Source organism: Rhodococcus sp. 320_ES (genome assembly GCF_059691855.1).
Genome location: NZ_JCAWAG010000002.1, coordinates 787365 through 811208 on the forward strand (window position 1 = coordinate 787365; position 23844 = coordinate 811208).

The following is a 23844-nucleotide window of genomic DNA, read 5'->3' on the forward strand; positions in this document are numbered from 1 at the left end:
CGCGTACGGGGTCGAGGCTGTTACAACTGTGCAGATTCCACTCTCAGGAAACCGACATTCCACGGAGCTTGGTCGTTCCGCAGGCTCCACTCCTACGGGTTGAGCAGGTCCCCCAGGTCGACGTGATGCGACGTGCTGGTGGTCTCGGTTTCGTGATCCACCGTCGACTCCCCCGTGCCGGTCAGGTCACCGGTCAACGAGCCGGCGTGCAGGCCGCTCGAGTCGTTGTCACCGAAGGCGGCAGTCGGGTCGACGGACGACCAGGCGTTGCCGACGGCGCCGAGCGCCCCGTTCGCGCCACCGGCCAAGGAGGCCGACTGGTCGATCTGCTGTCCCGAATCCGAGGCCGCCTGGCCGGCTCCCTGTGCGTGGCCGTCGACCGCGCCCGCCGCCGAGGTGACGTTGTCCACCGCACCGGACAGGCCGCCGCTGGTGACACCGCCGAGGGTGGAGGACAGATCGCTGCCGCCGACCACGCCGGTTGCCTGCTCGACCGTCCCGGACAACGTGCCGCCGAGGTCGAAGTTTCCGGATGCATCCCCGTCGAGAGGAGTTCCGGTCTCCAGACCGCCGCCGAAGGAGCCGGGGAGGCTCAGTCCACCGTCGATGCTGCCCGGCAGGTTCAGTCCGCCGTCGACCGTTCCCGGCAGGTTCAGGCCGCCGTCGACCGTTCCCGGCAGATCCGCGAGCCCACCGAGTCCGGCTGCGAGGCCGCCGCCGAGGCCGGCCGCTGCGCCCAGCCCGGCACCGAGGCCGCCCACTGCCGCGAGACCGGAGTCGAGTCCGCCGGTGACGGCGCCGAGGCCGCCGAGTCCGGCCGAACCGTCGAGCGCTCCGGTCAGGCCACCGACCAGGTTCTGGTCGAGGGCCAGCCCGCCGCCCGCCGCGATGGCGGAGTCCAGGGCCGTGTCGATGCCTGCGGTGAGTTCGCCGCCGACACCGAGCGCGCCGCCGAGGGTCGTGCCCAGGTCGAGCGCTCCGTCACCGTCGGCGACGACGCCGAGCACCGATCCGAGTGCCGTACCGATGTCCAGTCCGGCGTCTCCGCCGACACCCAACACGTTGGTGAGCGCACCTTCGAGGTTGGTGACTCCGGTCAGGTCGACACCGCCGGCCACCGCACCGTTCAGTGCGGCCGCGAGGTTTCCGACCAGGCCCGTGTCGAGTCCGAGGCTGGTTCCCAGGGCACCGGCGACGATGCCGCCGAGGTCGCCGCCGACGATGACGCTGGGATCCAGGTCGGCGAGAACTCCGCCGTCCAGGACTGCTCCCAGAGCGCCGCCCAAATCACCGGCGACGGCGCCGCCGGCACCGAGAGCGGCGCCGAGTGCGGTCGCCAGCTGCGCGCTCAGGCCGCCACCGAGTCCGGCGACGAGTCCGCCGTCGAGCAAGGTTCCGAGGTCCACTGCGCCGCCCGCGGCGAGCGCCGCGTCGAGTGCGGTTCCGATGGTGGCTGCGATGCCGCCGTCGATGTCGAGGGCTCCGCCGAGGACGGTTCCCAGTGCGGTGCCGATGTCGGCGCCGCCGGCCAGGAGACCCGTGACCTGAGCGCCGAGGTCGGTGGCGATGACGCCGCCCAGCACGGTGCCGAGTGTCGCGCCGAGGTTGGCGGCAACAGCGCCGCCGCCGGCGAGGATGCCGCTGAGCTGAGCGCCGATGTCCGTGCCGACGACACCGCCGAGCGCGGCTTCCAGAGCACCGCCGAGCTGAGCGGCCAGACCGGCGTCGAGGCCGAGTCCGGCAACCAGGTCACCGGCCAGGTCGACTACCCCGCCCACTGCGGCGCCGCCGCCGAGCAGCGCACCGAGGGCCACACCGAGGTCACCGGCGACCCCGCCACCGGCACCGGCCACCGCACCGAGTGCGGCGGCGAGCTGCGTGGTGACGCCGGCGCCGAGGAGGGCCGCCAGGTCCAGACCGCCGGTTGCGCCGAGGGCTGCTTCCAGTGCCCCACCGACCGTGCCGGCCAGGCCCCCTTCGAGGTCGAGCACACCGTCGAGGTCGAGCACGCCGCCGAGGACGGTTCCGAGTGCGGCGCCCGCGTCGACACCGCCGGCGAGCAGACCCGCGAGCTGGGCGCCGAGATCGCCGGTCAGGCCGGCTCCGAGCACGGTGCCGAGTGCTGCGCCGACGTTGGCCGCCACCGCACCGCCCGCGGCGAGGACGCCGCTGAGCTGAGCACCGATGTCCGTACCGACGACACCGCCGAGGGCGGCCTCCAAAGCTGCGCCGAGCTGAGCGGCCAGACCGGCGTCGAGCCCGAGTCCGGCAACCAGGTCACCGGCCAGGTCGACCGCACCGCCCACTGCGGCGCCGCCGCCGAGCAGCGCACCGAGGGCCAGACCGAGGTCACCGGCGACGGCGCCACCGGCACCGGCCACTGCACCGAGGGTGGTGGACAGCTGCGCCACCAGGCCTGCGCCGAGATCGGCGACGACGCCCGCACCGAGCAGGGCACCGAGATCGAGTCCACCGGTCAGGCCGAGAGCCGACTCGAGCGCGGTGCCGAGGGTGGCTGCGAGTCCACCGTCGAGGTCGAGCGCGCCGCCGAGGACTGTTCCGAGTGCGGCGCCGATGTCGGCACCGCCCGCGAGCAGACCGGCCACCTGAGCGCCGAGGTCGGTGGCGAGAGCGCCTCCGAGGACGGTGCCGAGGGTGGCACCGAGGTTTGCGGCAACCGCGCCGCCCGCGGCCAGAACGGCGCCGAGCTGAGCGCCGGCGTCGAGTCCGACCACGCCGCCCAGAGCGGCCTGGAGCGCAGCGGTGAGCTGGGCGGCAATCGCGCCGTCCAGTCCGAGTCCGAGCCCGGCCATGAGGTCGCCGGCCACGCCGACGCCGCCGCCCAGACCGGCCACAGCGTTGAGTACGCCGCCGAGGGCCAACCCGAGGTCGGCCGCGACCTGGCCACCGGCACCGAGGGCAGCACCGAGAGCAGTGGAGATGTCGGCCACCAGGCCGCCGCCGAGCAGAGCGGCGATGTCCAGTCCACCGGTCGCGCCGAGAGCTGCTTCCAGGGCGGTTCCGATCGTGGCGGCCAGTCCGCCTTCGAGGTCGAGCACCCCGCCGAGGTCGAGTGCCCCGCCCAGGATGGTGCCGAGGGCAGCGCCGAGGTCGACGCCGCCGGCCAGAAGTCCGGCGAGCTGCCCGCCGAGGTCTGCCGAGAGAACCGTGCCCAGAGCGGCGCCGAGCGTCGCACCGACGTTGGCCGCGACGGCGCCACCCGCCGCGAGCACTGCGGCGAGCTGGGCACCGGCGTCGACGCCGAGCACGCCGCCCAGAGCTGCCTGCAGGGCGGCGGTGAGCTGCCCGGCGACACCGGCTCCGAGTCCGAGGCCCGCGAACAGGTCGCCGACGACGTTCAGTCCGGCGCCGGCGTCGATCAGGCCACCGAGGGCGGCACCGAGGTCGCCGGCCACCTGACCACCCGCGGCGAGCGTGGCGCCGAGCGCGGTGGACAGCTGGGCGACGAGTCCCGCGCCGATCAGTGCCGAGAGGTCCGCGCCGAGCAGTCCGCCCGCGCCGAGGGCCGCGTCGAGTGCGGCGGCGAGGGTGGTCGTCAGACCCGCGCCCAGTCCGGCGCCGAGGCCCAGAACGCCGTCGAGGTCGAGTGCGCCACCGAGGATGGTGCCGAGCGCGGCGCCGAGGTCCAGTCCGCCGGCCAGGAGTCCGGTGAGCTGTCCACCCAGGTCGGCGGAGAGGACGCCGCCGAGGACGGCGCCGACGGCTGCACCCAGGTTGGCGGCGACGGTTCCGCCGGCTGCGACGACACCGCTCAGTGCGGCGCCGAGGGTCGCACCGATGTCGGCACCGCCTGCGAGTACGGCAGCGAGGTCGAGGTCGCCCACGACGCCGAGCGCGGCATCCAGCGCGGCTCCGAGCTGGGCGGTGACTCCGGCGCCCAGGCCGAGGACACCGGCGAGAGACGCGGCGAGGGTGCCGCCGACTCCGAGGACACCGTCGAGGTCGATCGTGTTGGCCAGATCGAGGCCGCCCACTGCGCCGAGAACGGCTCCCAGCGACGCGCCGAGGGTGGCACCGATCTCGCCGCCGGCGGCGAGTGCGTTGCTCAGCGCGGCGGACAGCGACGCGGTGAGGTCGCCGGCGAGCGCGGCGACGACGGACGCGTCGAGCAGGCCCGTGAGGGTGGCGGCCAGGTCACCGGTGGCGTCCAGCGCCGCACCGAATGCACCGGCCAGGGTCGCCGTGAGGTCACCCGAGACACCGAGGGCGCCGCCGACGATGGTGGCGAGGGAACCGCCGACTCCGAGACCGGCGGTGAGAGCGGCAGCGAGCTCGGCGCCGAGGGAACCACCGGCGGTGACGGCCGCGCCGAGCACTCCGGCCAGCGATGCGCCGACGTTGGCGGCGAGGGCGCCGCCCACGCCGAGTGCCGCTTCGAGGGTGCCGCCGATGCCGAGCAGCGCGTCGAGGTCGAGGCCGGCGACGGCGCCGATGGCAGCGTTGATGGCGGCGGACAGTTCTGCACCGAATCCGGCGCCGAGGCCGAGTCCGGCGGTGAGGATGCCGGCGACCGTTGCTCCGATGTCGAGCAGGCCGTCGATGTCGAGGACGCCAGCGAGCGCGCCCTGCAGGCTCAGGGCCGCGTCGACGATCGCGCCGAAGGCAGCGCCGAACTCGGCTGCGAGCTCACCGCCGAGCTGGAGCGCACCACCGAGTGCTGCCGCGAGGACCGCGGTGAACTGGCTCGCGAAGTCCAGGTCGAGGAGGTTCAGGCCGCTGAGGTTCAAGCCCCCGAGGTCGAGATCGCCGAAGTTGATGCCACCCAGGTTGATGTCACCGAGCCCACCGATGTTGACGCCACCGAGACCGCCGATGGTGACGCCTCCGACGGCGATACCGCCCGCTGCAGCACCGACATTGACGCCACCGAATCCGCCGATGTTGATGTCGCCCGCGCGGTAGTTACCGGCGTTGACGATCGAGGCCAGCCGGGAGCCGCCGGCGAACAGTCCGGACTCCGCGACCATCGGCGCCACCGCGACGATGTCCGCGTGGCATACGTCTTCGAGACCGGCGGCGTTCAGCGTCGCCTGCGGGTTGGCGCAGTAGGCAGCGGCGGCTTTGTCGTCGCGGAGAAGGCTGAGGATGAAGTCGAGGACTGCGTTGGTGGCCATGTGAGCTCCTGGTGTCGAGGGGTGTGTCGCGGTGGTGCCGACACGGGCCGGCGAGTGAGACCAACGCTATGGATCCCGCGGCCCCGGCCCAACGGGGTCGATCCCCCTTTCGATCCCCCGAGCGCCCCATAGGGGAATGGCGAACCGATAGGGGATCAGGGGGAATGGCCCCCACAATGGCCGCCATTGGTATGTGATGTGTAACAACATCGTCGTGCGGCGCGACGTACGTCGGAAGAGGTCGGGTGGGCGACAAGCCCACGTGCACGAAACGGGAGTCGGAAGCTATGACCGCAGGGCTCGGATTGAAAGTCGGATCCACCACTTCCATTGCAGTGTCGGCTGTTTCGGGCGACAAAACCTACTCGGAGTCGAGCAATTCGACTGCCGTCGTCAACCGGACCGCCCTCGACGTCGCACCGGGCCGCGAGCCCGTTCTGGCGTCCGGGACCGGAGCGCTGACCGGGTACGCGAGCCGAGTGGGCGACCCCGTCGCACTCGTCGCCGACGACGGTCGTTCCTTCACCGGCGACGAGCTGTACGCCACGACTCTGGCGTGCCTCGCCTCGTCCGCGGACGCGAGCGCCGACACCACGACAGTCGTTGCCTACCCGACCCATTGGCAGGGCTACACCGTCGACGCACTCCGCGACGCCGCGGATCACCACGGCCTCACCGACGCCACCTACGTTCCCGAAGCCATCGCGAGCGTGGCGTGGCTGCAGCGCGCCCGCGGTGTCGACGGCGACGGCACGGTCGTGGTCTACGACCTCGGCGGCTCCGCGCTCGACGTCGCGCTGGTGCGAACCGGCGCGGACTCCGCACTGATCGGACGATCCGTCCACAGCGAAGACGTCAGCGGCGCCCAGTTCGATCACGCTGTTCTACAACACGTTCTGGATTCATCCGGCGCCGATCTCAGCACCCTCGATCCGTTCGATCCCGACACCGTCGACGCTCTCGCCGTTCTGCGCGAGCGGTGCGCCGCCGCGAAAGAAGCCCTGTCCACCGACACCGACACGGTGGTCACGGTCGAGCTTCCGGGAGTCCACACCGACGTGCGCGTCGTACGGTCCGAGCTCGAGGACATGATCCGCGAGCCGCTGACGTCGTCGCTCGACGTCGTCCGCGAGGCTCTGCGCCAGGGCGGCGTGGACCCGTCGGACGTGACACGGGTGCTGCTCACCGGCGGCGGGGCGTCCATTCCGCTCGTCGCCGAACTGATCTCGTCGATGCTGCGCGTTCCCGTCACGGCACACGACGATCCGGCCCAGACGTCGGCGGCCGGCGCGGCGGTGCTCGCCGGCGAAATCGGTTCCGCCGGATCGGAACTGGACACGATCGCGGCCGCTCCCGTGGCAGCGGCAGCACCCGCGGTCGCAGCGCCGCGCGCACTGCGCACCTCCCTGCCGGTCTCCGACAAGAAGTCTCGTCACAAGCCGCCGATGTCGCGCGGCAAGCGCGTCGCGATCATCGCCGGGACCGTCGCCGCCATCGCCCTCCTCGCAGCCGGTGGGCTCGGCGTCGGCACGATGTTGACCTCCAACGACAGCCCGACCACCGACGGGGCCGTCGCCACGACCACGAGCGTTGCTCCGACGACGACGTCGGTCGCACCGGTCGCGGGCGCACCCACCTCCGCCGCTCCGGGCGGAACCGACACGGCCGCACCCGGATCGGCCCCGGCCGGAGGCTCGAACTCCGCGGGCTCGAACTCCGCGGGCTCGAACTCCGGGGGCACGGCCCAGACCGGCACGCAGAACACGGGCGCACCGAACACCGGCGCCCCCAACTCGGGTGGAGCACCGGCGGCGGGGACGCCGAACACGGGTACGACCGGTGGGAACACCGGCGGCGGTGGGACCACGGGTGGAGGTGACACCGGCGGTGGCAACACTGGTGGCGGAAATACCGGTGGTGGGCAGACGTACACGCCGCCCACGTTCCAGGTTCCGACGAACATCCCGACCAATGTCCCCAACATCCCGATCATTCCGGGCGTGGTGAACGGGGTCACCGGAGTCGCGGGTCAGGTGTTGCAAGCACCGGGAGCAATCCTCGGGGGCGGATAATCCGCCGTGGCTTCCACCCTCTCCCGCCCCCGCACCGAGATCGCTCTCGCGGGCATTCCGTCCGCGCAGGCACTGATCCGCGAGATCGCGGAGGCGCCGTCACGCCCGCGCCTGCGATTCGTGCGGGGAGTGGCCGGGTCCGGCAAGAGCGCGGTACTCGATACCGTCCGAGACATACTGCTGCGCAACGACACAACGCTTCACTCGGACCCCACGACACCGATCCGATCGGGTGCCGCCCTGCTGATCGACGACGCTCACCTCCTCGATCCCGCCGCCCGCACGTCTCTGCGCGAGATCGCTCGCCGCGGCGACGTCACGATCGTCGTCACCGCGGAGCCCCGCCTTCACGACCGCGACCTGCACGAGCTCGCCGCCGTACTGAGCGCCGACAGCCCGATCGTGGAGCTACCGCTGCTCGATCGCGGTGCCGTTCTCGAACGCAGCAGCATCGCAGGACGCACCTCGCAGCAGCGGGGTCCCGTGTCGCCGTCATTGGCGGGACGCATCGTGCGCGCGAGTGGCGGCATCCGAGCCGCCGTGGATTCGGCTCTGTCCGAACTGTATTCCGACGACGACGCCGACACGGACGCGCTGATCGCGCGCGGGGTCGCCGCCTACTTCCATGTGCTGATCAGCCGGTGCGATCCCCTCGTCAGCACCGTTCTCGCGATAGCCGCGCTCGGAGTGTCGCCGGATCCGGACACGGTCGTCGACGTGTCCGACACGACGATCACGCGCGAGGAGGCCGTTCTCGCGGTGGACGGCGCCCGCGGAACCGGCTTGCTGGTGAAGTCGGACGCGTTCGTCGAGTCCGCCGACCGTGCTCTGCGCAGCGTCGTGGGCGATCATGCCGTCACCGCGGTCCATCGCCGGGTCGTCGGCGTGCAACTCGACCGTGGGGTCCTCCAGGCCGACACGGCGTGCGCCGCAGCACGATCGGGGACCAAGGATCCGCGGCTGGCCGAGGCGCTGAAGGCGTTCGCTCTCGCCGCCGCGCCCGAGGCAGCACGGGACCTGTGGGACGCCGCGATCGCGGCCGGAGCAACGACGCAGTCCATCGCCCTCCCCTACGCGGACTCGAGCGTGATGGCCGGCGACCTCGACACCGCCGCACGACTGGCCGACTCGGTGATGGGGTCCGCAGGATCCGATCACGAGGCACTGCGCGGCGCCGTGCGCATCGCCGCGGTCGTCGCCGCGCAGCGCGGAACCTACTCGCGCGCAATGGAACTTTACCGCTGGCTGGGCGTCGACCGTGTCGGATCGGACGCCGCCCTGGCCGCAGTGGTGTTGCTGGGGGGAGGCGATCGAGCGGGGGCCGATGCATTCCTCGCTGCCGCCGCGCAGTGCGCGCCGACCGTGGCGAACGCCCGCGGGCAGTTGTTCGCCCGCGGTGTTGCCGAGTCGTTGACGGGATCGGCCACCGTCGCCGTCGGATCACTCCTGCGGTCCGCATCGATGACCGGGACGGGCCACACCGCACGAGCCGAACCGGATTCGGCTGCAGCGGCGGCCGCGCTGGTATGCCTGCACACCGGCGACCTTGCCGGCGCCCGCTCCATTCTCGTGCGCGCACTCGACGCCGAACCGGCTGGATCGTCGGACGCGAACCGCTTCCGGCTGCTGCTGGCGTGGACCACGATGATCACCGGGGACCTCGCCGGCGCGTTCACCGAGGTGTCCGCAGTGACCACGTGCGCGCTGCCTCATCGAGAAGCGTTGCTGAGCAGCGCAATACGCGTCGGACTGGCCAGAAGACGAGGCGACGCCGGCGCTCTGCTCGCCGCCTGGCGCGACGCTCAGCACGTGGTCGCGGAGGTCGAGGTCGACCTGTTCTCCCTGCTTCCGCTCGGCGAATTATGGCTCGCCGCAGTACGTCTCGATGATGCAGCGCGTGTCGCGCATCTCGTCGACCGCGCTCGGGCATTGCTCGCCGATCTCGGTGAACCGGTCGTCTGGTCGTCGACCTGGAACTGGTACGGCGTCCAGGCAGCCATCTTGTCGGAAGATCCGTCCGCGCTGCTGCCACATGCACGTGCGCTGGGTGTAGCCGCACAGTCGAGCGGCTACGCGGCCGGACTCGCAGCAGCGGGCCGTGCCTGGCTGCGCGTTCTCCAGGGTGAGCCGGACGCCGCGGAGGTCGAGGCGTCGGCACGCACCCTCGAAGGTCTCGGGTTGTCCTGGGACGGAGCCCGCCTGGCCAGCGAGGCGGCGCTCCGCGTACGGGACACGCGGTCGGCGACGACACTGCTCCAGACGGCGCGGCAGGTGGGGAACCCCTCCCCTGCGCCGACCGACCGCGACGACACCGTCCCCGCATCCACCGGCCCGCTCACCGAACGCGAAGCCGAAGTGGCCGGCGCACTCGTCCTCGGCCTCACGTACAAGGAAATCGGTTCGCGGTTGTATATCTCCGCCAAAACCGTCGAACATCATGTTGCTCGCATCAGGCGCCGACTCGGGGCTGGTTCTCGGTCCGAGATGTTGTCTATGCTTCGCGCAGCGGGCTACTCGCCGTCCGAGAACGCACCGCTTCCCACCAAGCAACTGGATTGACCGCCATGACTTCTCCGCAGCCGGCTCGCGCAGCAGGCCTCCACGTCACGAACACCACGTCGACGGCAGTCCTGATCGACGCCTCCACCCGAGAACCGGTGGGAGACGCCGTCACGGTTCCCACGATTCTCGCCCTCGGTGCCGACGGACAGTCCTCGCTCGGCGAGCCCACCGAGTCGGGCCTGGATTCGACCCGTGACTTCGTCGACAAAGTAGGCGACCCCAGCGGAGTCACGTCCGCGCAGGGTGTCGCGATGCGCGCCGAGGATCTGGTCGCCACCACGTTGTTCCTGCTGTTGAGAGACCTCGCGGGACCCGACGGGGACGTACCCACCGCGGTCGCCGCCTACCCCACCGGGTGGACGTCCGAGCAGGCCGAGCTTCTGCGCGAGGCGATGGACTTCATCGGACTGTCGGCCGTGTCCCTCACTCCCGATTCGCCCAGCCTGCGGTCGAGCGTTCCCGATGCCGACCCGTCGGTCGCGGCTGCGGCCGGAGCAGCTCTCGTCGCCGCCGACGCGGCGTCGGCCGACCCGATGACGGACTCGTTCAGCGCGGGAGCGGCGGAGGCGCCGACCGTCGCCGCGTACGCCGCCGTGCCGCTGGTCGCGCCCACCGAGGAAACGCCGACGCGATCATCCGGCGCCCGCCGTCGTACCGCGTTTCTCGTCGGAGCTGTCGCACTCTCCGGCTTGCTGTTGACTGCCGGAATCATCGGCGTGGTCTCGCAATCGAACACGCCCGACACACCCGTTCCGGTCATCGAGAGCGCGGACACCGCGAGCAGCACCCCTGCTGCAGACCCGACGCCGCCACCGTCCGCCGGGCCGGTCAACTTCCCCACCACCGCAGCCACCTCACCGGCCCCCGTCTACACACCCGAGCCGACGCAGCTGCCGCCCCCGCCCCCGCCGGAACCCGGCCCCGTCGTGGTCGACGAGCCGGACGTTCCGACGTTCGAACCACCGACGCAGCCCACGGTGAGCCAAGATCCGGAGACGTCCGAGGCGCCGGTCACGACCACTCGCCGCCCCGGCGTCAGCTTCCCGCCGTGCTTCCCTCTGGGGTGCGCGCAAACTCCGTAGCCGCCCCCCGCACCCGCCGTGGCGGTAGCGTGACGAGTTGATGTCCGCTTCACCAGGGGGTGATCGTTGCTGTGGTAGCTCGTCTCGGGCTCTCGATCGGCAACGCCACCTCGGTCGTCGTATGCCGAACGCGGGACGACGCCGAGGACGTGGTGTTCACCAGTCCCACTGCGCTGGTGTTGCGTGAGGACGGCACCGTCACCCTCGGCGACGACGCCACCGCCGTTCGCGGCTTCGTCTCGCGGGTGGGCGATCCCAACGGTGTTCTCCTACCCGACGGGAATTCCTACTTCGCTGAGGACCTCGTCGCGAACGTCGCGTTCGGGCTGATCGACACAGTCACCGCGCTCTACGACCTGCAGGACGCCCCCACCATCACCGTTGCCGCGCCGCCCGCCTGGGACGACGCCGATCTCCGCGCGCTCGCCGACTCGTTCGAGTCGGTCGGTCTCGGCCGCGCCGTTTTCGTACCCGAGATCGCTGCCGTCTCCACCTGGTGGGCCACCGCGGCGGCGTCGGAGTCGGCCGAGGCCGCCGCCGCGGTGGACGTCGGAGTCGACGGAACGACCGTCACGCTCCTCGGCACCCCTGCCGTCGGCGACACACACCTGCGGGTCTCGTCACCGAGCGGAGACGGTTTCACGCAGGCGCTGCTGGTCCACGTGTTGGGAATCGTCGCCGACCACGGTCACGAGGTCGACGTCGACGACCCACCGACCCGCGTCGCCCTGCTCGAACTACGCCGGCGCTGCGAAGTCGCGAAGATCGAACTGTCGACTCTGATCGCGACCTCCGTGGCCGTGGAACTGCCCGGCATCACGATGGACGTTCCCGTCGCCAAAACGACATTCGAATCGCTGATCGCCCGGTCCGTCGACACTGTGCCGGGCCTGGTCGACGACTGCCTGCTCGCCCACGGCCTGGACCGCTCCGTGCTCGACGCCGTGATCCTGGTCGGCGGCAGCGCAGCACTCGCCTCGCTGTCGGCCGCCTTCGCCGACTTCGGTCCGACCGTCGTCGTCGAGCAGTACGCCGCGGCCCACGGGGCCGCCCTCACCGTCGTCGAGCCGGACTGGGTCGACGACGACCCCGACGCCGACACCGTCGCCATCGTGCCCATCGGCCCCGCACTACCCGTGAGCGAGGCGTTCTCGGCCGTGGCGCCGGGAGGTCCGGCCGGGACCGGCCCGTACCGCCGCACCCGCCCGTCGAAACGGGCCACCGCCGTTGCTGCGGTCGCGTTCGGTCTGCTCGCCGTCGGCGGAACCGCGGCAGCCCTGGGCTACACGTCGTCGAAGGACACCGGCCCGACCACCTCCGATCAGGTGTACGTCCCCGACGTGACGACGACGACCGCGCGACCGACGACCACGGTGACTCCCACCTCCGTGGCGCCTCCGCCGACGACCGTCCCGGTGACCGTCGAGCCGAGCGACGACGAGACGTACTACGAGAGCACCTCGGATACTTTCGAGCCGCCGCCGCCCTTGCCGCCCCCACCACCGGAGACCGTCGTCACCACCACACCGCCGCCCGCTGTCACGACAACCACCGCCGTGACCACCACGACCACCGTCACCACGACAACGAAAAGCGCGCCCACCACCACGACCACCACATCCACCACCACCACGACCGCAGGGGGCTGAGCTCCGGCGATTTGCGCAACGCATTTTCCAGCGCAGCCGATGCCCTATGCTCGATCGTCGGGAACGATTGACCAGCGTCATAGATGTACAGCAACGAAGGGTTTTTATGCGCTACACGGGGGCCGCACGCTCCGCAGGAATGTTTCGACTACGCGCAGCGGCACTCGGAGGGGCATCGCTGATCTCGCTCGGCCTGTTCGCCGCTCCGGCGTCGGCCGCGCCGGCGGAAGTTCCGCAGTTGTCCGCGGACCAATTGCCGGGCGAGCTGGTCGATGCCATCTCTCGCGATCTGAAGATTTCCCCGCAGCAATATCTGCAGCGCGCCTCCGACGCACAGCGTCTGCGTAATTACGCCGACGACTTCCGCTCTCAGCACCCCTCCGACTACGCCGGCGCATGGATCGGCGACGACGGTGTGCCGGTCGTTGCCGTGACCACCGACGAAGCCGCCCGCGAGGTGGCCCGCGACGGTTATCGAGCGCGCCAGGCGCCTGTGTCCGCGGACGGACTCGAAGCCAGCCTCGACCAGTTCAACCGCTGGGCATCGGCTCTGCCTCGCGAGATCTCGTCTCAAATCAATTCCGCCGGAATCGATTTCCTGAACAATCGCGTGGTGGTCGACGTCGCCAACACCGAGATCGGTCGCGTGCTCAACCTGCCGACGCTGATCGCCAACCTGCAGGTCGTACTCGCGCCGGTTCCGTCCACGCCCAACGCCAGCGGAGCGATGGGAGGCGACACCTACGTCACGACCAATTCGCCCATCGAATCCGCGGCGCTCGAAGACATCGGCGTGTGCTCCTTCGGGTTCAACGCCGAGGACGCAGCAGGTCGACCTGTCAATTTGACTGCCGGACACTGCAATCCGAACAACAGCACCGGCGCCGGCGGTGCCAGCGTGTTCCTGCCCGACTACGGCGACGTTCGCAAGAGCCGGCCCGTCGGCACATTCGACGGCTCCAGCGTCGGCGCTGCAGACGGTTTGGACTACGCGTCCATCTCGCTGAACGACGCCGGCGTGGCCGCCGGTCTCGACCGGCCGACGGTGCGCGGCGCGAACGGCGGGGCGCTGACCATCACCGGAACCGCGGAACCCGTTGTGGGCGCGCCGGTCTGCAAGTCGGGCCAGTCGTCGTCGTTCACGTGCGGCGTCGTCGTCGCCGACCGCGTCGAGACTCAGCTCTTGATGGAAGACGGGACGTCACGCACCATCGACGGCTTCGCCAGCACTGCGTGCACACTGTCCGGAGACAGCGGCGGCGCGATCGTCTCGGGGACACTGGCTTTGGGAATCACCAGTGGCTCCAACAGCGGTGGCGCCCCGAGCTGCTCGGAAGCCAATCTCGCACTCGCGCAGTACGGCGGAACCGCAAGTCTCGGAATTCCAGTGCAGCGAGTCGTGGACGCCACGGGTGCGACGGTCCGAACGGCGTTGTCGCCGGCCTGAGATTCACCGTCGGGAGCCGGGCTCGTGAACCGGACACAGCCCACCGTTGTCGGGTAAGGTTCCGCGTACGAGGTGGACGATCGGTTTGTTTTTGCCGCCTGAAACCTCTCATCGATCGGGTTTCGATACGTGACGTCGGAACCCTACGTACCTAGGAGATTCGCAATGGGCTCATCGTTGTTCGACTTGAGTTGGACCATCTTCCAGTACTCGTGGAACATCGGTCTGAACGCCGGAAAGCTTCTCGGCTACTCCTGACGTGAAGCCGAAGAAAGCCCCGATCCATTCACGATGGGTCGGGGCTTTCTTCTGTGCCGGCACAGCACTTCTCACAGACGAACGAAGCCGCCACCGAACGAGTTCGGTGGCGGCTTCGTTGGTTCGGGTGGAGCGTGTTATTTGGTGGCCCACTGGGTGGTGCCGGGTGCTGCGTTCAGGGTGTTGAGGTAGTCGATGCCGGCGATGACGAGCGTCGGGCCTCCGGCGATGATCGTGCCGAGCACGCCACCGACGCCTGCACCGGTCACCAGTCCGACGCCGGGGAAGACGACTCCGCCGACAACTGCGCCGATGATCGTTCCGGTCAGTCCACCGATCGCAGTGGCCAAGCCGAGCTGCGAGGTGAACGCCTGCTGCGCCTTGAGGTTCTCGTCAGGCGACGCAACCTTGGTCTCGGCCGGCGCGATGGACGGCGCTGCCATGTTGGGGAACAGCGTGACGGTGCGTCCCTCGTTGGTGATCGTGGTCTCGAACGGGAACTCGATACCGTTCAGGTTGAGCGACACCGGGAGAACGAGAACCGTGTTGTCCTTGTTGTCGAGGAGCTCGACCGACTTGCCGTCGTCGGCCACCTTGAAGATGCCCGCGTCAACGGTGGTGACAACGCCTGCACCCTCGACCTTGGTGCTGTAGTTGATGTTGCTCGGGCCGTCGGTGGCCGCGGGCGGTGTCGGGTCTGCATAAGCAGTTCCCGTGTAGACGCCCAGGGAGGCAATCACCAGGGCAGAGGTCGCAACGAGTCGCCGCAGATTCATTCGGGTGTTTCTCATTTCTTCGTTTGTGCAAGCCGTCCCGACTCTGCAGACACAGTATCGGTGCGGTCACGTACTAACAACACGGAGGTTTCGATCCGAAACACATGCTCGTATTGGATGTGGAATCGGTATCCGCGTCCGTTTCGAGAGGTCTCGAGTCTGGCGAACGATAGCAGCAAAGACCGACCACGCGCGCTGTTCTGTCGGCCGGCGTTCCGTGAAGTTAGGAATACCTGCACTGAGGGTGTGTCGTACCCACCACATACCGTGTGCACATTGCCCGGTTCGGTTCGCTTGATTCCGTCGTCCGACCTGGGCAGCACGTCCGTCGAGTGTTATGTTACTGATGAGTAATCGTCCGTTTGTTACTGGTCGGTAACTTTGGTTGGCTTTCGACCACTCGAGGCCGACCCCAGGCGACGCCCGTCGCCAGAACGAAAGGCGACCACATGAATGCGCTGACGATCTCGTTGGGCACGTTCGGTGCCCTGCTGAGCCTCGTGTGCTGGGCGTACTTCTTCCGCGGAGTAGTCACGATCCTGCGGAGCATTGCGTTGGGTCAACCCGACCGCACCCGCATGGGTCCGTTCGTGCCGCGCTTCAAGCAGATGTGCATCGAGTTCGCTGCGCACACGCGCATGAACAAGTTCCGCAGCGTCGGCTGGGCTCACTGGCTCGTCATGGTCGGCTTCATGCTCGGCGCGATCCTGTGGTTCGAGGCGTACGGCCAGACGTTCAACCCAGAGTTCCACTGGCCGATCTTCGGCGATTGGGCGATCTACCACCTGATGGACGAGATCCTCGGCATCGGCACCGTCGTAGGCATCGTGACCTTGATGGTCATCCGTCAGCGGAACCATCCGCGCAACCCGGAGCGCCTCTCGCGGTTCAGTGGTTCCAACTTCCGCGCCGCGTACTTCGTCGAGTTCGTCGTTCTGCTCGAGGGTCTGGGCATGATCTTCGTGAAGGCCGGGAAGATCGCGACCTACGGCCACTCGAACCCGTGGACCGACTTCTTCACCATGAACCTGGCGAAGCTGCTCCCCGCCAGCGTCACCATGGTGTCGATCTTCGCCTTCATCAAGCTCATGTCCGGCATGGTGTGGCTGCTGATCGTCGGGCGCAACATCACGTGGGGCGTCGCCTGGCACCGGTTCAGCGCGTTCTTCAACATCTACTTCAAGCGTGAGGCCGACGGCGGCGTCGCCCTGGGCGCAGCCAAGCCGATGATGTCCGGCGGCAAGGTCCTCGTGATGGAGGACGCCGACCCCGACGTCGACGCCTTCGGCGCCGGCAAGATCGAGGACTTCTCCTGGAAGGGCTGGCTCGACTTCACCACGTGCACCGAGTGCGGCCGCTGCCAGTCGCAGTGCCCCGCGTGGAACACCGGAAAACCGTTGTCCCCCAAGCTCCTCATCACCTCACTGCGCGACCACGCGAACGCCAAGGCGCCGTACCTTCTGGCCGGTGGTCGTAAGGACATGGCGGGCGACGAGATCGGACTCGTCGACACCGACGGCAAGCCGGACGAAGCCAAGCTCGCCAAGATCTCTCAAGCCGCCCGTGACGAAGCCGAGCGTCAGCTCGTCGGTGAGACCACGCTCGAAGGTCTCGGCGGCATCATCGATCCCGAAGTTCTGTGGAGCTGCACCAACTGCGGTGCGTGCGTCGAGCAGTGCCCCGTCGACATCGAGCACGTCGACCACATTCTCGACATGCGTCGCTACCAGGTTCTGATCGAGTCGGAGTTCCCGTCCGAGCTCGCCGGCCTGTTCAAGAACCTCGAGAACAAGGGCAACCCGTGGGGCCAGAACGCCAAGGACCGTCTCAACTGGATCAACGAGATGGAGTTCGACATTCCGGTCTTCGGACAGGACGCCGACAGCTTCGAGGACTACGAGTACCTCTTCTGGGTCGGCTGCGCGGGTGCGTACGAGGATCGCGCGAAGCGGACCACGAAAGCAGTCGCCGAATTGTTGGCCACTGCAGGTGTGAAGTTCATGGTTCTCGGCGCCGAGGAAACCTGCACCGGTGACTCCGCTCGCCGCGCCGGCAACGAATTCCTCTTCCAGCAACTGGCGATGCAGAACGTCGAGACCCTGAACGCCGTGTTCGAGGGCACGCCCGAGAACAAGCGCAAGATCGTCGTGACCTGTGCCCACTGCTTCAACGCACTGGGCAACGAGTACCCACAGGTCGGCGGCCGCTACGAAGTTGTTCACCACACCCAGCTGTTGAACCGTCTCGTGCGGGCGAAGAAGCTGATTCCCGTTGCGTCCGTGCAGGAAGACGTCACGTACCACGATCCGTGCTTCCTCGGCCGCCACAACAAGGTGTACGACGCTCCGCGTGAACTCATGGCCGCGTCGGGCTCCAACCTCAAGGAAATGCCGCGTCACGGCGAGCGATCCATGTGCTGTGGTGCCGGTGGCGCTCGCATGTGGATGGAAGAGAAGATCGGCAAGCGGATCAACATCGACCGCGTCGACGAGGCACTGTCCACGTCGCCGAAGAAGATTGCGACCGGCTGCCCCTTCTGCCGCGTGATGCTCAGCGACGGCGTCACGGCTCGACAAGAAGCCGACGCTCCGGACGCGGTCGAGGTCATCGACGTCTCGCAGCTGCTTCTGGGGTCGATCTCGCGTGTCGACGCCGCCCAGCTCGGACAGAACATCAAGGTGATCCCGCGCGAGAAGCCGGCCGCGGACAGCACGGTGACGACAGTCGACGCGGAAGAGCCCGTGGGCAACACCGCGACGGCGTCTGTCGCCACGGAGGACAAGGCCGCCGAGCGTGAGGCAAGCCGTGTCGCTCCCGTCGAGGAGCCGGCCGACTCGTCGGCAGACGTCGCCAAGGCGGCGCCTGCCAAGGGTCTGAAGATGAAGGGGCTCGCCAAGGCTCCCGGCGCGAAGGCACCGGGCGCGAAGGCTGCCCCCGCGGAGGCCACGGCGTCCACCGGGGCCGAGGCACCGACCGATACTCCGGCACCGAAGGCCGGCGGACTCAAGATGGCCGGCGGCGCAAAAGCTCCGGGCGCCAAGGGATTGCAGGTCAAGGGCAAGGCTCCGGGCGCAAAGCCCGCTGCTGCTCCGGCTTCGGACGCCGCTGAGGCACCGTCGTCGGAGGCTTCGGCGTCGAATGCTCCTTCGACGGCTTCTGCCTCGACGGCTTCTGCACAGTCTGACGCCACCGAGGTCACCCCCACCGTCAAGCCCAAGGGCCTGGCGGTGAAGTCGGGCTTCAAGAAGCCGGGCGCGAAGGCACCGGGTAAGCCTGCGGCTTCGACCGAGCCTGCTGCGGAAGCTCCTACGTCTGAGGCACCTGCAGAGAAGGCTCCTGCACCTGAGGCTCCCTCGGCTGAGTCCGCTACGACCGAGGCCCCTGCATCCGAGGTCGCTGCGTCCGAGGTCAAGCCCACGGTCAAGGCCAAGGGCCTCGCGGTCAAGTCCGGGTTCAAGAAGCCGGGCGCCAAGGCTCCGGGTGCTGCCGCGCCCATAGCCCCGGCCGAGCCGGCCAAGGCTGACGAAGCTCCTGCTACTGACACGAGCAGCCCGGAGCCTGAGTCCAACGGAGCCGCAGCCGCAGGCGCCGAGTCCAACGGGGCCGAGTCCAACGGCTCGGCGGCTGCCGAACCGGCGAAGGCGGACTCCCCCGCTCCCCCGAAGCCCAAGGCAGGCGGGCTCGGCTTCAAGTCGGGCGCGAAAGCACCGGGCAAGCGAAACTAGACACAGCTACTGCTCAACACCCCTGCCGGTTCACCGGCGGGGGTGTTCTGCTTTCTGCGGCCCTACCCGCTACGCCCCCACCAAACTCGCCCACCACGACCGCTTCGCCACCGGCGCGAACGGAACCGAACAGGCAAGTGCGACGGCCCCTTTCGCGACCACATCAGCCGGCTGGGCCGCGACCAGAACGGGAGTGCGCGTCGTGATGGCCATGATCGATGTGACCGACGGGATCGTCGCGGCGTTACCGTGCACCATGATTCGTTCGGGCCGAGTGTCGAGCCCCGCCACCGAGGCTGCGACGCGCGACGCCATGCGGTTCACGTCGCCGGCGATGAGGTCCTCGTACTCGTCACGGGTCACACGCACCTGATGACCGGGACAGACGCCGACCACCGTGGACGTGCTGACCGTCAAACGATGCCGCGCGCGGACGCAGGAGACCGTGAGGTCGCGTAGCGCGCACCAGTTGGGGTCGTAACTCGGGTCGACGCGGCGCACTTCGGAGACAAGATGGTCGAGCAACAGGCGATCCGCACACGCTGCCCCGAACTCGTCTGCGCCCAGCTCGGCGTTGGATCCGCCCGCCGACACCACGGTGCCGGCGAAATCGATGTCCACGATCACCGTCGGCCCGTCGATCTGCCCACTGCGGCGCAACCACACGTCCGCCGCTTCTGCACGCGAGATCACGGTGGGCTTTCCCGGCACTCCTGCGTCGGACAAGGCCTCGACGAGGGCGCGACGCGGCCACCGCGTGGGGTGGACGGCCACGATGTGGTCGTAGTGTCGCGCCCGGTCGGTTGCCAGCGCGGCGATAGCTCCTGCGGCGTCGCGCGAGCTGATGGACCGCCCGCGGTGCCCGAGCCTGGGGTCGTCACCCACGGGGATGACGGTCAGCGACGTCGACGCGTCGATGGAGGGCACGGAGGAGTCGGAGGATCGGTAGGTGGCGACCGTGAGGGCGTCGGAGCCGATCAAGAAACCGAGTATGTGTCGCATGGCGGATCTCCTTGGTCGAGCGCCGTCGGTGCGCCCGTACCAAGACATTCCACAACTCGGGCTTTCGGTGCTCCTGAAAAACTCCTGGCAAGCTCCTGTCAAAGGTATTGGTTGTAGAACGCCAGTTCCGATTCGCGTGCATCGATGATGGTCTCGACCCGCCGAAAACCGTGGGCCTCACCGGGGTACGCGATGTATCGGTGCGGGATGCCCTTCTTCACCAGTGCGTCGCGGAATCGCTCGGCCTGCGCAGGGGGAACGATGGGATCGTCCAGCCCCTGCAGAAGTAGGACCGGGCAGCTGAGGCCGTCCACGTTGTTCAGTGGCGCCCGACTTCGGTACAGCTCTGCCGCTTCGGGAACGGGTCCGATCAATCCGTCGATGTATCGCGATTCGAAATCGTGGGTCTCCTCGACGAACTTCTCCAGTTCGGCAACCCCGTAATACGAAGCACCGCAGGCGAACACGTCGGACGACGTGAGCGCGGCGAGTACGGTCCATCCGCCTGCCGAGCCTCCTTCGACAGCGAGTCGAGAACCGTCGGCCACGCCTTGTTCGGCCAGACCGCGAACGGCGGCCACCGTGTCCTCGACGTCGACGACTCCCCACTGCCCGCGCAGGCGATTGCGGTACTCCCGCCCGTAACCGCTGGACCCTCCGTAGTTGACGTCCACGACCCCGTATCCGCGGGAGGTGAAGAACGCGTGCACGGCGTCGAGTCGCGGCGCTACATGGGCGGTCGGTCCACCGTGTACGAACGCGATGAACGGTGGCAGCGTCCCGTCCGGCCCGGTGAACTCGGGGTTGCGGGGCGGGTAGACGACGGTGTGCACCTCCCGATGCGGTCCCTGAAACGTCATCTGTTGCGCCACAGGCAGATACGCGACGTCCGGAACCTCGTCGAGAGCAATCCTGATCTCGGTGAGTTCCATCGTCGGCAGGTCGAGAACTCGAATGCCCGACGGTATCGCAGCGCCGCCGGTCCGCAGCAGGACGCGCGTGCCGTCCACCTCGAGCAGATCGATGCTGGTGTGTCCGCCGAGATCGACGTCGGTGAACTCGCCGGTGGCGGGATCGAGAAACGCGAGAGTGTCGGTGCCGAGTGTTCGGACGGTGAGCAGCCGCTCGCCGGCCGGTGCGTACCAGCGAGATCCTAACTGCCACAACGGTGCACCGATGTCGGCATCGACGATCCCGACCGGGGTGCGATGCCCACCGTCGACCTCGTAGCGGTAGAGGTTCCACCACCCGCTGGTGTCGCTGATGGCGTACAGGTGGTCGTCGTCGATCCAGTCCGGCTGGAGCAAGGACTCCTCGACGCCTCCGGTGAGTACTGTCCAATCGCCGGCAGCACTGTCTGTACCGAGGGGGGCGCACCGCAGTTCGGTTCCGTCCCAGGGCATCTGCGGGTGGTCCCAGGCGATCCAGGCGAGGCGTCGGCCGTCGGGAGAAACGCGAGGGTAGGCCAGAAAGCGGGATCCGGAGACCACCGACCGCGCCGGTGAACCGTCCGTCGGAATGACACAAATGTCACGACGAATCCGACCGTTGAGGCTCACAGCCTCACGTACGCACCAGATTTCGTCGCCTCGCGTCGACAAGTCGCCGTAGCGCACCCGGCGGCCGGTGTCGGGCGTCAGAGGCGTCGGAACTCCGTCGTTCACCACGTACACGCGCTGATCAGAGAACTCGCTGAACACCAGGCGACCGTCGTCGGTGACGGTCCAGGACCCACCGCCGTATTCGTGAACGCGGGTGCGCGCGTCCCACGGCGGCGGCAGCACGTCGACGGGACCGGGGCGTCTGATGGCGGTTCGGCCACCTTCGGTCGGACGCGATTCCGCCCACCACACCTCGTCACCGACGAACCGCGCGCCGAACACGGGGTGTCCGCTGGATGCGAGGTCGGCGGCGGTGATCGGTGATGTCCAGGTTCCGTAGGGCGCAGTGGTCACACGGCGAGACTAGCGAAAGTCGGTCGCGTCGAACGTGACGCGAATGCGGGTGATCTTGCCCGGCCGAGCCGTGTTTCGATGTGTTCGAGTGCCGTTTACAGGCTCGATTGCCCTACAGGGCTCGCGAACACGCAGAAGGCTCTCGAACAACCTCACACCGGCGCCAACAACTCCGGCCCGTTGTTGCGCACGCTGTTCACCGCGCTGCTCACCTCGTACGGCTCGAGGGTGGGCTCGGGGATGGAGCGCAACAACTCCTCTGCATCCGGCAGTGTCGGATCGAGCCACTGCGTCCGCAGATCGGCAGGAACGATCACCGGGGAGCGGTCGTGAATGTGACCGAGCGAGTCGGTGGCCGACGTCGTCAGCACCGTGCACGACACCACCCACTCACCCGACGCCGAGTCGCGCCAGAACTCGTACAGCCCCGCCATGGCGAGCACATCGTCGTCGCCGTGCAGGAAGTACGGCACCTTGGCGCCGTCTCGCTTCTCCCACTCGTAGTAGCCGTCCGCGGGCACGATGCACCGCCGCGACGTCGCGGCCTTCTTGAACGCGGGCTTCTCGGTCACGGACTCGGACCGGGCATTGATCATGCGCGCCCCGATCTTCCGATCCTTGGCCCACGACGGGATCAAACCCCAACGCGCCGTTCGTAATTGGCGAACAGGAGGGTCGTCTGGGTGATCCTTCAGGACACGGTCGAGCACGATCCGCACCGGGTTCGTCGGAGCCACGTTGTAGTTGGGCGGCAGTTCGTCGTCGAGCGCCAACGCTATGTCGAACATCGACGTCAGGTCGGCGTCGGATCGGGTGTTGGCGTAGCGACCGCACATGGGATCCATTATGACTCGTTTGCCCGTCGCCTCTTCGGGTATCCGAGCCGTATGACCCAGGACGGACCAGCACAGCAGGCACGACAGGACATCGCGGAAAAGGTCAAGGGGCGCGCCAAGGAGGTGTTCGGCGCGATCACCGGCAAGGACAACTTGGCCGAAGAGGGACGAGCCCAGCAGGCAGAAGTGACGTTGCGCCGCGAGGCCGAAGCCGAGGAAACCGCAGCGGCCGTGCAGGCAGAGGAAGCAAATCAGAATCTCGCGGAAGCGGAGAAGGACGCCGAGGACGCCAGGCAGTCGGTCGAGGACATCACCGACGCCAACGAGGCTGCCGCGCAGAACGACCGGCTCGAACAGAAGCGTGCCGCCGAGGCGCGGGCCATGCAGTCCGCCGAACTCGGCCGCGTCGCCGCGGAGAATGCGAGCGTCCGCAAGATGGAAGAAGCAGTCGTGGATCGACACGACGAGGAACTGAGCGCGTCCGAGGAGATCGACGCTGCCACCAAGGACTACGCGGACGCGAAGGCAAAGGCCGACGCACTCGAACGTCGCGCCGAGGAAGCCCGAAAGAACGCCGAAGAGAAGATCGAAGGAACCGAATGAGCGCGCTGAGCCTCCCCCGTCGCATCCTGCGGCTGCAGTACACCATCGTCCGCCTCCCGTGGGAGGTACTCGAGGCCAAGGTCATCAGGCAGATGGACTCCGAGAACCCCGCACGGGTGGGATACGAGCAGGTCGCGGGCACCGTGGACGGCGTGGTCGGAGCAGTGCTGGGCGACGCCGATCTGAGCAAGCGCGGCGAAGCGATGCGCAGCGCCGCGCGAGATCGCGCACGGGCCGTCGCGCTCGACCTGGAGGCACAGCGACTTCGCGCACAGGCCAAGGCGGACAAGGAGCAAACCGAAGCCGCCGCGAAGGCAAAGGCCGAGAAGGCTCGCAAGGACGCGGCCGACAAGATCGCCAAGGCGGCCGACGACGAGATCGCGGACAAGATCGACGCCGGGCGCAAGGCGACCGAGAAGATGGAAGCCGAGCAGGATCGGGCCGACAAGATCGCCGACGCACGCATCGACGCAGCAGAAGCCGAGCGTGAGGCACTGCTGGACGAGGTCGAGCGCGAGAAACAGGACCGCGAAGAACCGCAGAAAAAGGTTCTGAAGAAAGCCGCTGCCAAGGCCGAGGAGGCCGACGACAAGCGTGACGACGCCGAGCGGCTGTCCGACGTCGTGGAGGCCAACGAGTAAACCGGTGGACAGCGGGTGGAATCATGGGTCGCGTGAGCACAGAGACGACAGACACCGAGACTGCCAACTCCGGGACGGCGAACTCCGGGACAGCGAACTCC

Annotated in this window: 13 protein-coding genes; 8 read left to right on the plus strand and 5 right to left on the minus strand. The window is 68.6% G+C overall.

All coding sequences use genetic code 11. From position 1 onward, the window contains the following. Positions 1-92 precede the first annotated feature (92 nt). The gene (locus AC59JP_RS10365; RefSeq protein WP_497325652.1) at positions 93-5135 is read right to left on the minus strand and encodes an IniB N-terminal domain-containing protein; all 5043 of its coding nucleotides are present in this window, start codon (positions 5133-5135) and stop codon (positions 93-95) included. A 287-nt stretch (positions 5136-5422) separates the two neighbouring features. Between AC59JP_RS10365 and AC59JP_RS10370 the strand changes: the two genes are divergently transcribed. From AC59JP_RS10370 to AC59JP_RS10390, 5 genes are all read left to right on the plus strand, one after another. After that, positions 5423-7207 carry an Hsp70 family protein gene (locus tag AC59JP_RS10370; protein ID WP_497325653.1) on the plus strand — a complete coding sequence of 595 codons (1785 nt, stop codon included), beginning with the start codon at positions 5423-5425 and terminating at the stop codon, positions 7205-7207. 6 nt (positions 7208-7213) lie between these two features. After that, positions 7214-9766: a helix-turn-helix transcriptional regulator gene (locus AC59JP_RS10375; RefSeq protein WP_497325654.1), complete on the plus strand. Its 2553-nt coding sequence runs from the start codon at positions 7214-7216 to the stop codon at positions 9764-9766. Positions 9767-9771: 5 nt separating this feature from the next. Beyond that, positions 9772-10851, plus strand: coding sequence for a hypothetical protein (locus AC59JP_RS10380; RefSeq protein WP_497325655.1), 1080 nt, complete (start codon positions 9772-9774; stop codon positions 10849-10851). Positions 10852-10922: 71 nt separating this feature from the next. Then, positions 10923-12500, plus strand: coding sequence for an Hsp70 family protein (locus tag AC59JP_RS10385; protein WP_497325656.1), 1578 nt, complete (start codon positions 10923-10925; stop codon positions 12498-12500). 106 nt (positions 12501-12606) lie between these two features. Continuing rightward, positions 12607-13947, plus strand: a complete 1341-nt coding sequence (locus AC59JP_RS10390) for a S1 family peptidase (protein ID WP_497325657.1) — start codon at positions 12607-12609, stop codon at positions 13945-13947. 395 nt (positions 13948-14342) lie between these two features. Here the strand turns inward: AC59JP_RS10390 and AC59JP_RS10395 are convergent, their stop codons facing one another. Next, positions 14343-14996, minus strand: coding sequence for a DUF8020 domain-containing protein (locus tag AC59JP_RS10395; protein ID WP_497325658.1), 654 nt, complete (start codon positions 14994-14996; stop codon positions 14343-14345). A gap of 434 nt (positions 14997-15430) precedes the next feature. Between AC59JP_RS10395 and AC59JP_RS10400 the strand changes: the two genes are divergently transcribed. Then, on the plus strand, positions 15431-18706 hold the full coding sequence (locus tag AC59JP_RS10400; protein WP_497325659.1) for a (Fe-S)-binding protein: 3276 nt from the start codon (positions 15431-15433) through the stop codon (positions 18704-18706). 69 nt (positions 18707-18775) lie between these two features. Here AC59JP_RS10400 and AC59JP_RS10405 read toward each other — a convergent pair whose 3' ends face one another. The 3 genes from AC59JP_RS10405 to AC59JP_RS10415 all read right to left on the minus strand — a co-directional run bounded on the left by AC59JP_RS10405 (position 18776) and on the right by AC59JP_RS10415 (position 22499). Further along, positions 18776-19708 carry a hypothetical protein gene (locus AC59JP_RS10405; protein ID WP_497325660.1) on the minus strand — a complete coding sequence of 311 codons (933 nt, stop codon included), beginning with the start codon at positions 19706-19708 and terminating at the stop codon, positions 18776-18778. A 98-nt stretch (positions 19709-19806) separates the two neighbouring features. Beyond that, the gene (locus AC59JP_RS10410) at positions 19807-21663 is read right to left on the minus strand and encodes a dipeptidyl-peptidase 5 (protein WP_497325661.1); all 1857 of its coding nucleotides are present in this window, start codon (positions 21661-21663) and stop codon (positions 19807-19809) included. A 152-nt stretch (positions 21664-21815) separates the two neighbouring features. Then, on the minus strand, positions 21816-22499 hold the full coding sequence (locus tag AC59JP_RS10415) for an SOS response-associated peptidase (protein WP_497325756.1): 684 nt from the start codon (positions 22497-22499) through the stop codon (positions 21816-21818). 51 nt (positions 22500-22550) lie between these two features. On the opposite strand from AC59JP_RS10415, the gene AC59JP_RS10420 reads away from it, so the two are divergent. After that, complete coding sequence (locus AC59JP_RS10420) at positions 22551-23102, plus strand: hypothetical protein (RefSeq protein ID WP_497325662.1); 552 nt, start codon at positions 22551-22553, stop codon at positions 23100-23102. Beyond that, positions 23099-23743: a hypothetical protein gene (locus AC59JP_RS10425; protein WP_497325663.1), complete on the plus strand. Its 645-nt coding sequence runs from the start codon at positions 23099-23101 to the stop codon at positions 23741-23743. Before AC59JP_RS10420 ends, AC59JP_RS10425 begins: the two co-directional genes overlap by 4 nt. The last annotated feature ends 101 nt before the right edge of the window (positions 23744-23844 follow it).